The organism is Cupriavidus sp. U2 (genome assembly GCF_009663685.2).
In the GTDB taxonomy this organism is placed as follows: domain Bacteria; phylum Pseudomonadota; class Gammaproteobacteria; order Burkholderiales; family Burkholderiaceae; genus Cupriavidus; species Cupriavidus necator_C.
Genome location: NZ_RCOG02000006.1, coordinates 105,946 through 121,120 on the forward strand (window position 1 = coordinate 105,946; position 15,175 = coordinate 121,120).

The 15,175-nt window shown below is 67.9% G+C and carries 15 protein-coding genes; 13 read left to right on the forward strand and 2 right to left on the reverse strand.

Going from position 1 to position 15,175, the window contains the following annotated elements; all coding sequences use genetic code 11:
• Positions 1-129: 129 nt before the first annotated feature.
• From sctV to D9X30_RS06435, 13 genes are all read left to right on the forward strand, one after another.
• Positions 130-2,247 (forward strand): type III secretion system export apparatus subunit SctV, encoded by a 2,118-nt coding sequence (gene sctV / locus D9X30_RS06375; protein ID WP_153946903.1) that lies wholly within the window; start codon positions 130-132, stop codon positions 2,245-2,247.
• Between the two features lie 4 nt (positions 2,248-2,251).
• Positions 2,252-2,518, forward strand: a complete 267-nt coding sequence (locus D9X30_RS06380) for a flagellar biosynthetic protein FliQ (protein ID WP_153946904.1) — start codon at positions 2,252-2,254, stop codon at positions 2,516-2,518.
• A 36-nt stretch (positions 2,519-2,554) separates the two neighbouring features.
• Positions 2,555-4,282, forward strand: coding sequence for a type III secretion system outer membrane ring subunit SctC (gene sctC / locus D9X30_RS06385; protein WP_153946905.1), 1,728 nt, complete (start codon positions 2,555-2,557; stop codon positions 4,280-4,282).
• Entirely contained in the window at positions 4,279-5,415 is a 1,137-nt protein-coding gene (locus D9X30_RS06390; RefSeq protein ID WP_153946906.1) for a BON domain-containing protein, read from the forward strand. Before sctC ends, D9X30_RS06390 begins: the two co-directional genes overlap by 4 nt.
• A gap of 65 nt (positions 5,416-5,480) precedes the next feature.
• Positions 5,481-5,684, forward strand: a complete 204-nt coding sequence (locus tag D9X30_RS06395; RefSeq protein WP_092297932.1) for a hypothetical protein — start codon at positions 5,481-5,483, stop codon at positions 5,682-5,684.
• Positions 5,685-5,737: 53 nt separating this feature from the next.
• A complete protein-coding gene (locus D9X30_RS06400) occupies positions 5,738-6,244 on the forward strand; it encodes a hypothetical protein (protein ID WP_228770840.1) in 507 nt (168 codons plus the stop codon).
• Positions 6,241-7,026 carry a type III secretion system inner membrane ring lipoprotein SctJ gene (gene sctJ / locus D9X30_RS06405; protein ID WP_153946907.1) on the forward strand — a complete coding sequence of 262 codons (786 nt, stop codon included), beginning with the start codon at positions 6,241-6,243 and terminating at the stop codon, positions 7,024-7,026. The genes D9X30_RS06400 and sctJ overlap by 4 nt, the downstream gene beginning before the upstream one ends.
• Positions 7,023-7,802, forward strand: a complete 780-nt coding sequence (locus tag D9X30_RS06410; RefSeq protein ID WP_153946908.1) for a type III secretion system protein SctK — start codon at positions 7,023-7,025, stop codon at positions 7,800-7,802. The genes sctJ and D9X30_RS06410 overlap by 4 nt, the downstream gene beginning before the upstream one ends.
• The gene (sctL, locus tag D9X30_RS06415) at positions 7,784-8,392 is read left to right on the forward strand and encodes a type III secretion system stator protein SctL (protein ID WP_153946909.1); all 609 of its coding nucleotides are present in this window, start codon (positions 7,784-7,786) and stop codon (positions 8,390-8,392) included. The genes D9X30_RS06410 and sctL overlap by 19 nt, the downstream gene beginning before the upstream one ends.
• Positions 8,393-8,404: 12 nt before the next feature.
• Complete coding sequence (locus tag D9X30_RS06420; RefSeq protein WP_153946910.1) at positions 8,405-9,778, forward strand: FliI/YscN family ATPase; 1,374 nt, start codon at positions 8,405-8,407, stop codon at positions 9,776-9,778.
• Entirely contained in the window at positions 9,775-10,263 is a 489-nt protein-coding gene (locus tag D9X30_RS06425; protein ID WP_153946911.1) for a type III secretion protein HrpD, read from the forward strand. Before D9X30_RS06420 ends, D9X30_RS06425 begins: the two co-directional genes overlap by 4 nt.
• Before the next feature lie 2 nt (positions 10,264-10,265).
• Positions 10,266-11,081 carry a type III secretion system export apparatus subunit SctT gene (gene sctT, locus D9X30_RS06430; RefSeq protein WP_153946912.1) on the forward strand — a complete coding sequence of 272 codons (816 nt, stop codon included), beginning with the start codon at positions 10,266-10,268 and terminating at the stop codon, positions 11,079-11,081.
• Positions 11,078-12,118, forward strand: a complete 1,041-nt coding sequence (locus D9X30_RS06435) for an EscU/YscU/HrcU family type III secretion system export apparatus switch protein (protein WP_153946913.1) — start codon at positions 11,078-11,080, stop codon at positions 12,116-12,118. Before sctT ends, D9X30_RS06435 begins: the two co-directional genes overlap by 4 nt.
• A 26-nt stretch (positions 12,119-12,144) precedes the next feature.
• Here the strand turns inward: D9X30_RS06435 and D9X30_RS06440 are convergent, their stop codons facing one another.
• Entirely contained in the window at positions 12,145-13,056 is a 912-nt protein-coding gene (locus D9X30_RS06440) for a helix-turn-helix transcriptional regulator (RefSeq protein WP_228770841.1), read from the reverse strand.
• A gap of 617 nt (positions 13,057-13,673) precedes the next feature.
• Positions 13,674-15,008 carry an MFS transporter gene (locus D9X30_RS06445; RefSeq protein WP_153946915.1) on the reverse strand — a complete coding sequence of 445 codons (1,335 nt, stop codon included), beginning with the start codon at positions 15,006-15,008 and terminating at the stop codon, positions 13,674-13,676.
• Positions 15,009-15,175: the final 167 nt, after the last annotated feature.

The following is a 15,175-nucleotide window of genomic DNA, read 5'->3' on the forward strand; positions in this document are numbered from 1 at the left end:
GGGGCCGCGCTACGAATCCTCGGTACTGGTCGCCCGGGGAGGCGCCTCATACACTGCGCCCACTGGCAAAACTCCCGGCAATCAACGATCCGGCGTCGAGCAATCGTCCCGCAAACGTTCAGCAAGGCCATGGCAAAACTACCCGCAAACCTGCCCGTATTCACGCGTGGGCTGGGGCCGGCGACACCGGGCCTCCAGCAGATGGCGGCCGCCGCGTCGCGCCAGTCCGACCTGGCGCTGACGCTCCTGCTGTTCGCGGTGATTGCACTGTTCGTGCTGCCGCTGCCCACGTTCCTGCTGGACATGCTGCTGACGATCAATCTGGGCATGAGCCTGACGCTGCTGATCGTGGCCACGTACATTCCGTCTGCGCTGTCGCTGTCCACGTTCCCGTCGCTGCTGCTGTTCACGACGCTGTTTCGCCTGTCGCTCAATATCGCGTCGACCAAGCTGATCCTGCTGCACGCCAACGCGGGACACATCATCGACACCTTCGGCAAGCTGATTGTCGGCAACAAGGTGGTGGTGGGCGGCGTGGTGTTCCTGATCATCGCCATCGTGCAGTTCATCGTGATTGCGAAGGGTTCCGAGCGCGTGGCGGAGGTGGGCGCCCGGTTTGCCCTGGATGCCATGCCGGGCAAGCAGATGAGCATCGACGCCGACGTGCGGGCCGGCACCATTACCGCCGGCCAGGCGCAGGAGCGGCGGCGTGCGCTGGAACAGGAATGCCAGCTGCACGGCGCGATGGACGGCGCGATGAAGTTCGTCAAGGGCGATGCGATCGCCGGGGTGGTCATCGCGCTGGTCAACATTCTGGCCGGCATCTGCATCGGCACGCTGATGAAGGACATGAGCATCGGCGATGCCCTGCAGCGTTACGCCATCCTGACCATCGGCGACGGCATGGTGTCGCAGATCCCGTCGCTGCTGGTGTCGATCGCGGCAGGGGTGGTCATTACGCGGGTGTCTTCCGCCGAAGACCGTACAGGCTCGCTGAACCTCGGCAACGTGATCGGCAGCCAGCTGCTGGGCCAGCCGAAGGCACTGGTGGTGTCGGGCGCGGCGATTGCCGTATTCCTGGTGGTGCCGGGGTTCCCCAAATGGACCTTCGCCATCATGGCGCTGGTCGTGGCCGGTGGCGGCTACCTGCTGATGCGACGCGCACAACGCAGCGCCGGCACGGTGACATGGATCGAAGTGGAGAGCGGAGCCGCGGACCGCATGGATGGTGCGGTGGCGCCGCCGCTCGCGCTCGACCTGGACGAATCGTTGCGCGACCGCGTGGACCTGCGTCTCTTCGAACAGCGCATGACGATTGCAAAGGGCGAGGTCGAGGCCGATCTCGGGATGGTCTTTTCGCGTCTGCGCATCGTCTGGACGGGCCTTGGACAGGCAGATGCCTATGCGATCCGCGTGCAGGACGTGGTGGCTTCGGCTGGCGCCTTGCGTCCCGGCAGGCGCCTGCTGGAGCCCGGTGCGCGCGCCCGCATCGACCAGGGCGAGGCCGAGGTCGGGGCCCCGTTCGGCCCCTTTGCCGAAGTGGTTTGGGTCGCCGCGCCCACCGGCGACACACCCCTGCCAGACGGCATCCGCACACTGTCCTGCGAGGAAGTGCTGGCGGTGCATATCGGCGCGGTCATCAAGCAGCACGCGGCCCAGTTGCTGGGTATCCAGGACGTGCAGGCCATGATCCACGTGGTGCAGGCCGAGGCACCGGACCTCGTGATGGAGCTGGCCCGCGTGGTGCCGCTACAGCGTGTGACCGACGTGCTGCGCCGCCTGCTGCAGGAAGGGGTGCCGATCCGCAACCTGCGCACGATCTTCGAAAGCCTGGTGACCTGGGCGCCCAAGGAAACCGACGCCATTGCGCTGACGGAACTGGTTCGCGTCGATCTGGGGCGGCTGATCACGAGCCGCCATGTCGGTGCCGCGCGATCGATCGACGCCGTGCTGTTCGAACCGGCACTGGAAGGGCGGGTGCAGGGCGCAATTGAACGTGCGGCGCGCGGCAACCTGCTGCTGCTGAGCCACGACGTGACGCGCGACATCCGCGAGCAGTTGCGCGTGCTGCTGGAAAAGGCCGGGCAGACGCGGCTGGTGGTGGTGGTCAGCACCGATGTGCGCCGCTACGTGAAGCGGCTGATCGAACCGGTGGCCCCGCGTCTGGCCGTGCTGTCCTATCAGGAAATCGACGAGGACGTCACGCTGGTGCCGGTGGGCTGGATCCAGAACCCGGCGGCGGAATAGCGCGATGACTGCCGACACCATCCTCGATATCACGCGGCAGGCCCTGCTGGTGGTGCTGTGGGTCACGTTGCCGATCGTGCTGATCGGCACGGTGGTGGCACTGGTGGTGGCGGTGCTCCAGGCGGTGACGCAGATCCAGGATCAGAGCATCGGCACCTCCACGCGGCTGATCGCCGTGCTGGTGTCGCTGGTGCTGCTGGGTGGCTGGCTGGGCGGCGAGGTGATGCGCTTTGCGCAGCGCGCGCTGCAGACGATGCTGACGCTGCTGTGAGGGTGTCCCGAACAACGACAAGATGAACGAGCCGACATGACGCCGTACTTTCAGGACTACCAACCGACGCGAATGCGCTGGCTGCGGACGTGGCCGGTGGCTTGCCTCCTGTGCCTGCTGTGCCTGCTGGCGATGACCGCCGCGCAGGCGGCGGACCTGCGCTGGTCCAGCAAGCCGTTCAATGCGTCGGTCAGCGACAAGCGGCTGCCCGACTTCCTGCGCGAGCTGGCGGCGTCGCAGGGCACCACGGCCGTCATCGATCCGAAGGTGGATGGCACCATCAACGGCAAGTTCACCGAATCCGCCCAGCATGTGCTGCGCAGCGTGTGCGCCATGTTTGGCCTGACCTATTACTTCGATGGCTCGCTGCTCTATATCGACGTGGCCAGCGAGGCGCGCAGCGAGGTCCTGCCGATCGCGCGCGGCGCCGGCATGCGCCTGCGCGATTCGCTGGAGCGCATGCAGGTGCCGGATTCCCGCTATCCGATCACCATCAACGATGCCGAGGGCACGCTGATGGTGTCGGGGCCCAAGCGTTACGTCGAGACGGTACGCGCCGCCGTGCGAGCGGTAGACGATCGCTCCATTGCCGACGAGCGTGCCGAAGTCCAGCTGTTCCCGCTCAAGTATTCGTGGGCCAATGACTTCCGCATCAACCGCTCCGGCAAGGAGATCACCGTGCCGGGCGTGGTCAGTGTGCTGCGCAGCCTGTATGGCCGCAATCGCTTGCCGCCGCTGGGGGCGCCCAATGCCGGTTCCAGCCGGGGCGCCACGCGCATGGCCAAGCTGCGCACGGGCGATGGCGGCGGCATGGGCATGCCCAGTGCCGACCCGGGGCAGGTGCTCGACAGCATGGGCGGCAACGGGGTGATCAACACCGACGCGCAGGCCAACCCATGGGGTAGCAACCAGTTGCCGCAATTCCAGGCCGACACGCGGCTCAACGCCGTGCTGGTGCGGGATACGCCGGATCGCATGGCGCAGTACCGACGCCTGATCGAATCGCTCGACATCAAGCCGCGCCTGGTGGAAATCGAGGTGACGATCATGGACATCAGCCAGGAGGACCTGGACAGCCTTGGCGTGGACTGGCGCCTGCATACGCGCCATGTCGACCTGCAGATCGGGGGCGGCAACAACAATCCGCCGCTGACGTTCGGCAATCTCACGTCCGAAGCCGGAACCACGGCCGCGGCCGCGTCCAGCGGCCTGCAGTTCACGGGTGCCATCGGCAATGACATTACCCGCTTCCTGCTGACGCGCGTGAAGGCACTGGCCGATCGCGGACAGGCCAACTTCGTGGCGCGCCCCAAGGTGCTGACACTGGACAACACCGAGGCGGCGCTGGAGAACCTGCAGGAGTTCTACGTGCGCGTGGACGGCTTCCAGGACGCGGGCCTGTTCAACGTGACGGCCGGCACTGCCGTGCGGGTCACGCCGCTGGTGGTGGACGAAAAGCAAAGCCGCGCCGTGATGCTCAGCATCGATATTGCCGACGGCAATCTGTCCGGCGAGACGGTGGACCGCATTCCCGTGGTGCGCAGGCGTTCCATCACCACGCAAGCCATGGTGGAGGAGGGCAAGAGCCTGCTGATCGCCGGCTATACGACCGAGGAGCGCATCAATGCCACGTCGGGCGTGCCGCTGCTGCAAGACGTGCCGATCATCGGCAACCTGTTCAAGTACCAGGAAAAGCGCCAGAACAACATGGAACGCTTTTACCTGCTGACGCCACGGCTGGTGGTACCGGGGATGAGCGGATGAGCGACCTCGCGCATGAACGGACATCGAGCTGGTCGCTGCGCTTTCTGGGCGGCGATGTCTACGGCCGGCAAGTCACGCTGCGGCGCGGCGAAAACGTGATCGGCGCGTCGGGCGACGTCGATATCAGCGTGCCTGGCAGCGATGTGCTGCCGCGTCATCTTGTGCTGAACGTTGGCGAGGTGGCGGTCTCGGCCGAGCGCGTGGGCGATGGCGCCGTGGCCCTGAACGGCCGGCCCACCACGCAGCGGGTGTTTGCGCTGGCGGGCGGTGACATCCTGAGCATTGGCTCCCTGGACGTCGAACTGTTGCGCGCGCAGCCTGCCGCCACCGAGGCAACCGACACGTTATTCGCATGGGCGGAGTCGGGGCGCCGTGCCGAGCGCCACGCCGATGGCGAGGGAGAAGCCGCGCGGCGCCATGGCCGGGCGATGGTGGCGGCTGTCGGGCTGGCCGCCACGGTGCTGCTGGTGGGCGCAGGCTGGGCGGCAGCCACGCTGACACAGCGCGGCACGCCGCTGCGCAACGCCGAGATCGAGCCGGCGGCTGTACGCAAGACCGTGGCGAACTATCCCGAACTGGAGGTGGTGACCCAGCCCAATGGCACGGTGGCCGTGCGCGGCTTCGTCAATTCGCGGGTGGACCGCCAGCGCGTGGCGCAGGCGCTGGCACCCTATGGCCGCGGCGTGCAGCAGCAGCTGCGCTCGGCCGACGACCTGATCGAGCACATCCAGCGTTACCTGGACGAACCGGGCGTCGGTATCGCCTACCAGGGCCAGGGCCGCGTACTGCTGTCGGGCACCGCCGATCCGCAGGGCGGCCGGGACAAGGTGCGCAGGCTGACAGAGGACCTGCACCCCGGCGTGCTCGTGACGGATCGCATTGACTATCGGGAGACGGCTGACAACCGCCGCCGGCCCCTGCGCAACGGCAACCTCGACAACTGGCAGGGTGTGTTTCCGGCGCGTGTGGTCAGCATTACCGAGGACGCCGAAGGCAACCGTTCGGTTCAGCTGGCCAACGGCAGCCGGTACTTCGAGGGCGCCGTGCTCAAGAACGGCGCCGAAATCGAAAGGATCGAAGCGGACGGCGTGGTGCTGAAGGACACCCCCGTGCCGGCCCAGGCGCGCCGCTAGCGCGGCCGGGCACCAGGAATTTGCATCGATCGATGCAGATATCGCCAATCTACCAAGGAGCTGACATGGCAAATGAAGTCGACCTCAACGCCAAGATGAACGAGATCCAGCAGAAGGCGCAGGAGTTCTCGGTGAACATCCTCAATCTGCAGGACACGCTGACGCGCCAGAACGCGGTGGTCAGCAGCGAGATGGCCCACAACACGCAGAAGGCGAACCTGATCCAGGGCGCCATGCAGGACGTGAAGCAGACATCCCGTACCAACTGAGCACGGGCGGGCGGGGCGCCGCCCCGCCTTCCGTGGCCGAACCAGGGAGCACCATGATGGATCCCAACACGATTGCCGCCGTGGCGCCGGTGGCCGGCGCTGGCGCCGCTGGCACCGGCTCGCAAGCCGCCGTCCAGGCGCCCGACAGTGCCGCGCTGGCCGCGCACCAGGCGCCACCCGCGCGGCATGCCGCAACGGCCGATGCCGCCGATGCCCAGTCCTTCGCCAGCATGGTCCGCGGCGCACAGGCCGCCGATGGCTCGCGCCAGGCCAGTGCCGTGCAGGCCGCCAGCGATCCGTCGTCGACGACGCTGGGCAACGCCATTCGCCAGGGCTACGTATTGGCTGGCGAGGAATCGGCGCGCCAGGCCGCGCGGCTGGAATCGCTGCGCCAGGACATGTTTGCCGCCATCCACACCGGCAACACCAGTGACGTCGTGTACCAGGCCATGCTGCTGCAGACGCAGTCGCTGGAGCTGTTCTCGTCGATCAACGTCACGTCAAGCATTGGCAGCGCCGGCACCAACCTGTTCAACAGCCTGCTCAAGAACCAGCAATGATCGCCACCGCCAACCGTTGCCTGCGTGTCCTGCCTGTCCTGCTGCTGCTGGCGCTGTCGGGCTGCAAGGTGGATCTCTATGCGTCGCTCAACGAGCCCGAGGCCAATCAGATACTGGCTGCGCTGACGGCGGACGGCATCGACGCGGAAAAAGTGCGCGCGTCGGACGGCGATTCGGCCGGCAGCGGCAATGGCGGCTGGAGCGTGCGCGTGGAGGAATCGCAACTGCCTCAGGCGCTGGAAATCCTGCGCAGCGAAGGCCTGCCCGGCGAACGGTTCGCATCGCTGGGCCAGGTGTTCCAGAAGCAGGGGCTGGTGGCCACGCCGACCGAAGAGCGCATGCGCTACATCTACGCGCTGTCACAGGAGCTGTCGGAGACGCTGCGCAATATAGATGGTGTGGTCGCGGCGCGCGTGCATGTGGTGGTGCCGGCCACCGATCCGCTCTCAGACAAGATCCGGCCGTCGTCGGCGGCGGTATTCATCAAGCATCGGCCCGACGTGGATCTGCGCCTGCTGGTGCCGACCGTCAAGGACATGGTGGCGCACAGCATTGAAGGCGTGACGCATGACAGCGTGTCGCTGTCGCTGGTGGAAGCGCGTCCGTACACGCCGGTGCCCGTGGCGGCCCATCCCGGCGCAGCCGCGTTTCCGGTGGCGCGCTTTGCCGCCATCGCAATGATGGCGGTGCTGGCGCTGGCGCTGATGGGCGCGGGCGTGCTGGCCTGGCGACGCGGCAACCTGCGCTGGCCGCGTCGGCCTGCCCCGCGGAGTGCGTCATGACCGTGCCGGCGGGCGTCCTGCCCGCGGCGCTGTCGCCGGCTGCGCCGGTATTGCCCGACGCGGCGCTGGCGCACGCCATCGCCGACCTGCTGCAACGCCCGCTCATGCATTTGCATCCCAGCTGGCTGCCGGCAGACTGGCCGTTGCGCCTGCGCCGCGCCGACTGCTTCGGCGATGCCGCCGCCGGCCTGCTTGCGACGCCGCTGAACCTGGCCGGCGACGCAGCGGCGCAGGAGCGCCTGCTGGCCCTGCTGACCGGCGCCGACCCCCTGCCACGCGTGGTGCTGATCGAACGCAGCGCGCTGCGCCTGCTGGCGATCTGGATGGGACTGGCGGTCCACAAGGCCGGCTTTGCCATCGAACGCCGCATGGTGCCGGCGCAACTCGCCGAGAGCATCGAGCCGCTGGCCAGCCGGCTGGTGGGTGCCACGCCACGCGCGATGCGCCGCGCCGCGCGACGCATCGATCCCCAGGCAGTGGCCTTTCTGCTGAAGCGCGTGCCCGATCTGGCCGACGTGCCGATGAATCTCGCGCCGATGCGCGCGCGGCCCGCGTGCGCCGCGCGACTGATGGCGGAGCGTGGCTATCGGTTGCTGGGCGGCCTGCTGGATGCCTATGGCGCGCCGCTGCGGCGCGTGTGGATGCAGAAGTCGCCGCGCCGGCTGGCCATGTTGCCGCCGGCCCCGCTTTCGCGCAGCCAGGTGGCGCAGTTGCGCGAGCTGATGCTGCTTAACCTGATTCCCGAACGGTTTTCCACATGGCACTGGCTTTTCTGATCACGAGCGAGAACCTGCAGTTGCTGTCGGAACGCAAGGTACTCAAGGAAGCCGAGTACGCGGCGCTGATGGACGCCTCGGAGGTCATCGAGGCCGCCCGCCGCGAGGCGCTGCACATTGGCACCGAGGCGCAGCGCGAAGCCGAACTGCGCCGCCAGAACGGCTACCGCGATGGCTGGGCGCGTGCGCAGGCCGACCACGCCGCCGCGCAGGTCAGCGCCGCCGCCGAGGCCGAGCGCCAGCTGGCTGGCATGCGGCGCACCATGGCGGACATCGTCATGAAGGCCGTGCAGCAGATTGCCGGCGAGCTCGATCCGGATCTGATTCTCGAAGTGGCGCTGCAGCGTATCGAGGCCCTGGTGCGCGCCGAGCCGTTCATCACCATCCAGATTCCGCTGGGCCGCGAGCAGGCCGTGCGGTCGCTGCTGGATCAGCTGGCCGAGACGCTGGACTGGCCGCGCCGCGCCAACGTGGTGGTGGAGCCGGCCCTCGACCCCGATGCGTGCCGCATCCTGACGCCATCGGGTTCGATCGACGTGGGGCTGCAGGCGCAGCTTGAAGCGTTTGCCCGGCGCCTGCGCGCGGGCTGAGGGAGCCCTGCCATGGCCACCGAACTGCAACCCGCCGATATCGAATCTGCGCTGGCCCATGCGGCGGCCGACCTGGGCCGTGCATTCGAGCACTTCACCCCGGTGTCGATGCGCGGCCGCGTCAGCAAGGCGGTGGGCATGCTGATCCATGCCACCGGTGTGCAGGCGCATATCGGCGAGATCTGCCAACTGGTCACCCCGGGCGAGGCGCCGCTGCTGGCCGAGGTGGTTGGCTTCATGCAACAGACGGCGGTGTTGACGCCGCTGGGTCGCACCACCGGCATTTCCACGCTGACCGAAGTGCTGCCCGCCAAGCACGGGCCGCAGTGCCCGGCAGGCGCGGCGCTGCTGGGGCGCGTGCTCGATGCGCTGGGCGAGCCCATCGACGGCAAGGGCGAACTGGTGGGCGTCACGCGCGTGCCGGTCGACAACGAGCCGCCCGACCCGCTGACGCGCCGGCTGATCCGCGAGCCACTGGCCACCGGCGTGCGCGCCATCGATGGCCTGCTCACACTGGGCGAAGGGCAGCGCGTGGGCATCTTCGCGCCGCCCGGCGTGGGCAAGAGCACGCTGCTGGGCATGCTGGCACGCGGCGCCAGCGCCGATGTGAACGTGGTGGCGCTGGTGGGCGAACGCGGGCGCGAGGTGCGCGAGTTCATCGAATACAACCTCGGCCCGGAGGGCATGGCGCGTACCGTGCTGGTGGTGTCGACGTCCGACCGCTCGCCAATGGAACGTGTGCGCTGCGCCTACACGGCCACGGCGATTGCCGAACACTTTCGCGACCAGGGCCGGCGCGTGCTGCTGCTGGTGGATTCGCTGACGCGCCTGGCGCGCGCGCAACGCGAGATCGGGCTGGCCGGTGGCGAGCCGCCGACGCGTCGCAGCTATCCGCCCTCGGTGTTCTCGATGCTGCCGCAACTGCTGGAACGCGCGGGCACCAGCGCGCAGGGATCGATCACAGCGGCCTACACCGTGCTGACCGAAGGCGAGGACGACGGCGACCCCATTGCCGAGGAAGTGCGCTCGATCCTGGACGGCCATATCGTGCTGTCGCGCAAGCTGGCCAGCGCGGGCCAGTATCCGCCCATCGACGTGCTGAAGTCGGTCAGCCGGGTCATGCCGCAGGTCACAGGCGGCGCGCACCGGCACGATGCCGCGCGGCTGCGTCAGCTGTTGGCGAAGTTCCACGACATGGAGCTGTTGCTGCAGATCGGCGAATACCGCCCGGGCGCCGACGCCGAAGCCGATGCGGCCGTGGCAGCGATTGGCGCCATCCGTGCGTACGTGTCGCAGCCAGCCGAACGGCTGGACACCTTCGCGGCCGCGCTGGACAAGCTCGCGGCCGCTGTGCAGCCGCCGAAAATCATGGGAGCCCAGGCATGAACGATCACCGGCTGGACGACCTGGAAGCGGTGCGCGAGCGCCGGCACGACGATGCCATGCGCGCCATGCAGCAGCAGCGCGCCCATGTGATGCAGGGCCTGCAGGCCGCCGAGGCGGCGCAGCGCGTGGTCAATGGCGCGCTGGCGGACCGTGCCGCATTCCTGACGCGGCTGCGCGAAGGCGCGGCGCAGGGCGGCGTATCGGTCGCCGGCCTGCTCGATGCCCAGGGGTGGCAGGCGGCGTTCGATACGCGCATCGCACGCGCCAACGCGCAGCTGGGCGAGGCGCTGGACGAAGTGGAGCGGCGTCGCGCGGCGTTCGACGAAAGCCGCCGGGAACTGCTGCGCGCGCATGCGCGGCTGCACGGCGTGCGCGAGCTGGTGTCGCGCCTGCGTGACGAGGCCCGTCACGCAGGGGACCGGCACGAGGAAGACGCGGTCGAGGAAGCGGCCGTGCGGGGCTGGCATCGCCAGTCGGAGGGCTAGGCATGCAGGGCGCGATGATCGATCCGGCGTGGCTGTTCCATTGGGGACGCGAGGTCATCATGCCCATCGTCATGGTGATGCCGCGGCTGCTGACGGCGTTCACGGTGCTGCCGTTCCTGTCGCAGCAGGCCATTCCTGGCGTGGCGCGCAACGGCGTGGTACTGGCCATCGCGCTGTTCGTGTCGCCGGGCGCGCGTATCGACCTGGACCACATGGCGGGCGGGCTCTGGCTGGCGCTGATCTTCAAGGAAGCGTTCATCGGCCTGCTGCTGGGCATGGCGTTCGGGCTGTTCTTCGTGGCGCTCCAGATGGTGGGCGAACTGATCGACTTCCAGACCGGCTCGGGCAACGCGACGTTCTTCGACCCGGTGACGCAACAGGAGGACGGGCCGATGGAGAACCTGCTGTCGCACCTGGGGATTGCGCTGTTCGCCGCGTTTGGCGGCTTCTTTGCGATGACGGGCGTGATCGTCGAGTCGTTCGCGTTCTGGCCGGTGATGTCGTTCGGGCCGGAGATGTCGCTGGCGTCGCTGGGCTTTGCCACCGCCTATGCCGGCACGATGTTCTCGTGGGTGGTCAAGCTTGCCGCGCCGATCCTGCTGTTGCTGGTGATCGTGGAACTCGGCTTCGCGCTGATTGCGCGGTTCGTGCCGCAGTTCGACGTGTTCCAGTTCGCCCAGCCGGTGAAGATCACCGTCGCCCTGCTGATGCTGGCCCTGATGCTGGCCGTGATGGTCGACACGCTGCAGGGCTTTCTGCGGCCTGACAACCTGCTGATCGAACTGCTGCGGCGCGGCGCGGCAGGGGTCTCGCCATGAGCGACAGCAGCGAAAAGAACCTGGAAGCCACCCACCGCAAGCTGGAGGATGCCCGCAAGCGCGGCGAGGTGCCGCGCAGCAGCGACGTCACGTCGGCGGTGGTGTTCCTGGGCGTGCTGGCGGTGCTGTGGGTGCTGGGCCGTTATTTCGTGCGCCTGTTCCAGGCACTGTGGCACAACGCCATGGGTGCGGTGCCGCAGCATCTGCAGGACCAGCAGATGCTGGTGCTGGGCGAGGCCAGCGCGCGGCTGCTGTTGATGGGCGCGCTGCCCGTGGCGGTGGTGGCGCTGCTTTGCGGCATCGTGGGCGCGTTCGTGCAGGTGGGGCCGCTGGTGGCTTTCGAGCAGATCAAGCCGAACCTGAGCCGGCTCAATCCGGCCGAAGGTTTGAAACGGATGTTCGCCGTTCGCAACCTGCTGAACCTGGCCAAGATTCTGCTGAAGATCGCCTTGCTGGCCGGACTGGTCTACGTGCTGGCGCGCGGCGCGATCGAGGACGGTGTGCGCACCGGGCATGCCCGGCCTGCCGAGATCCTGGTGCTGATTGCCTGGATCCTGCTGCGCATGTGCTGTTGGGCAGCGCTGATCTTCCTGGTCATGGCGGTCATCGACTATGTGCACGAGCGCCACGAGTTCATGAAGCAGCAGCGCATGAGCGTGGAGGAGTACCGCCGCGAGCACCGCGAGACGCAAGGCGATCCGATCGTGGCCGGCCGGCGGCGGGCCGCGTTCTTCGAGGCGGCGTTCTTCGGGGTGGGTGAGCGCGTGCGCGTATCGACGGCGGTGGTCTATTCCACGCAGTACGCGGTGGCGCTGCGCTACGACGGGCCCGGCACATTGCCGCGCGTGCTGGCCAAGGGTGGCGCGCAGGTGGCGGCGCGCATCCGCCAGGCCGCCGCTGACTACCTGATTCCGTCGGCGTTCGATTCGGACCTGGCGATGCAGCTCTATCTGAAGGTGCCGCTGGACCGCCCGATCGACCGCGACCTGTTCGAGCGGGTGGCTGAACTGATGCGCTGGGCGACGGGCGAGACGTGAGCCACGGGGGCTTGTCAGGCGAACGCTCAGGCCTCCGCCAGCACTTCGCGCGGCCCGCCGATGCGCACGCCCGCGGGGCGCAGCAGCGTTGCCGCCGCCGCCAGCTGCACGCGGTTGCGAACGCCAAAGTGGCTGCGCAGGCGGCGCATGTGATAGTCGACGTTGAAGACCGACATCGCCATCTGGCGCGCGATCTGTTTGTCGGACAGGCCCTGCGCCAGGCAGGCCAGGATTTCGCGCTGCACATCGGACAGGCCCTCGCGCGGCTTTTCGGCCGTGGCCGGAATCTCCGCGTGGCAGGTCAGGAATTCATGCAGCCCAAGCCCCAGCGTCAGCGCCTGGCCCAGCACGGTGTCGCCAATCCAGCGCCGGCTCTCGATGCCCGACATGAAGCTGATGATGACGATATCGCTGGTGCTGGGCATCGGCAGGTTCAGGAATACCCCGCTGCGGATGCCGGCATCGCGCAGGTCGTCCAGAAAGCGCCGCAGTCGCAGCGGCGTGGCCTTGCCGTCGATGCCCTGTTCGAGGTCGTCGGCATCCCACACCATCGGCAGGCCAAACATGCCGGGCTGGGGGTTGCGCGGATCGATCTCGAAGTACCGCTCGCGGAAATAGCGGTCGCGCCAGCCGGGCGCCGTGTACGTGTCGAAGAACGTGCGCGGCTGGATCTGGCCCCCGACGTTGGCGGCGGTGCCATAGCCGAGATAGTCGAAGCCGATGGCGTGAATGGCGGCCTGCATCACGCCGCAGCGCCCCTCGTGCGTGCCTTCGGCAGCCAGCGCCGAAACCAGGCCGGGCGTGCCGCCCTGGCGGGGCCTGCCGCGCGTGGGAACGATATGCCGTTCGCCATAGAACCGCACACCGTGATGCGTGACCGCCATCGATGGTGGCGTGTGTGCCGGCCGCGTGTTGCGCAGCGTGTTTGCGATATCCATGCCTGACGCCCCCGCGTCCTGGCCGGGCATGACTGCCTCTACTCTGGTCATAAGGCCTCCGTGCGTATGCCTGCTGCGCGGTATGCCAGCCTTGTGAGCCTGCTGCCGCGCCTCCCGTTCGAGCTGCCGTCAGCGCGCCAGGATTCGCGCCACGGCGGCATGGTCGAATCGCTGCACCGGAACACTGGTGCAGGCATCGCCACGCCTTGTCGAGGGGCGCCATCATGACGTCGAGCCGGCTGGCTCACATACTGCTGCTGACCCGGAATCCCGTCTGGATTGCCGATTGACCCGGCCAACCGTGGCCGTGCTGTCGTTTCTTGTGTTGACGCTTTTTTTCCACCGCGACGCCGGCCGGTGTGCTGGCCGGCGTATTGCCCGACCGCAGGCGGGCTGGGCCTCTCGCGCGCCCCCGTAAGAGGGATAGGGCCGGGTGCCGCGCGGACGCTGCCGTGTCATTGTGTTTCTGGGCGGCAAGGTACCGGGCGACTGCGCGTCAGAAGCGTACGCCAGTCTGTGTCGTCGCCGCAAGCGCCGTGGCGCCGTTGCCACTTTCGGTTACTGGCCGGTTACACATGGCCATGTTGCATCGCTTCGTGATATGTCGCCGGGGACACCTACGCGTCCAGCGGCTTGCCGCGTGTTTCCGGCAGCGTCAGCGCGGCCAGGATCAGCACGCCGTAGGCCGCCGCCGCGAAGATGCCGATCGCGTGGCCCAGCGACATCTGCTGGCTCACCTGGCCGATCAGGAACGGGAAGAACGCACCGATCGCCCGGCCCACGTTGTAGCAGAAGCCCTGGCCTGATCCGCGCACGCTGGTGGGGAACAGCTCGGTCAGCAACGCCCCCATGCCCGAGAAAATGCCCGAGGCAAAGAAGCCCAGCGGAAAGCCCAGCAGCAGCATCAGCGTGTTGCTGACGGGAATATGCGTGTACGCCAGCGCGATCGTCATCGACCCGATCGCGAACAGGATGAAGTTGCGCTTGCGGCCGATGCGGTCGGTCAGGTAGGCACTGATCACGTAGCCGATATAGGAGCCCACGATCACCATGGCCAGATACCCGCCCGTGCCCAGCACCGTCAGGTTGCGCTCTGTCTTCAGGAACGTCGGCAGCCAGGTGGTGATGGCGTAGTAGCCGCCCTGCGCGCCGGTGGTCAGCAGCGCGGCGCGCACCGTGATGGACAGCAGGCCCGGCGAGAAGATGGCGGCGAACGACTTGCGGTCGGCGGCGCCCTGGCCGGCCTTGGCCTTGTGCTCGACGTAGACCTCCGGCTCCTTGACCATCCGGCGCAGCAGGATCACGAACACCGCTGGCAGCAGCCCGATCAGGAACAGCGCACGCCAGGCGGTTTCGGGCGGCAGCAGCGAGAACACCAGCGCGTACAGCAGCGCCGACAGGCCCCAGCCGATGGCCCAGCCGGCCTGCACCATGCCCACGGCCTTGCCACGGTCCTTTGCGCGGATGGCTTCGCCAATCAGCACGGCGCCGGCTGTCCATTCGCCGCCAAAGCCGAAGCCCATCAGCGCACGCGCGATCAGTAACTGTTCGTAGTTCTGCGCCAGGCCGCACAGGAACGTGAAGAACGCGAACCAGAGGATGGTCAGCTGCAGGGTGCGCACGCGGCCGATGCGGTCCGACAGGATGCCGGCCACCCAGCCACCGGCCGCCGATGTCAACAGCGTGGCAGTACCGATGAAGCCCGCGTCTGCGCGCGAGATGCCCCAGGTGGCGATCAGCGTCGGGATCACGAAGCTCAGGAACTGCGTGTCCATGGCGTCGAGCGCGTACCCGACCTTGCAGCTCCAGAACGTGCGCCGCTCGTTGGGGGTGATGTCGCGATACCAGGAGAAGAAGCCGCGCTGCGGCTCGGCCTGCGCGTCGGGGTGTGCGCCGGCCAGGTGCGACGATGGCTTGTCCGGGCCCGGGATGCTGCCAATCTGCGTGTCCATGCAATCCTCTTCGTGGTGAGCGCGCTGGCTGGCCGTGGAACCCAGGCTGGCAGCGTCGTTGGTGCCTGCATTCTTGAAACCGGGACCGCTGCACGTCCAACTACTTTTTCGGGCAAGGTCCGATAAAAAAAATTGAATCCTGTGCTGCAAGCCAGTACGAAAGCGGG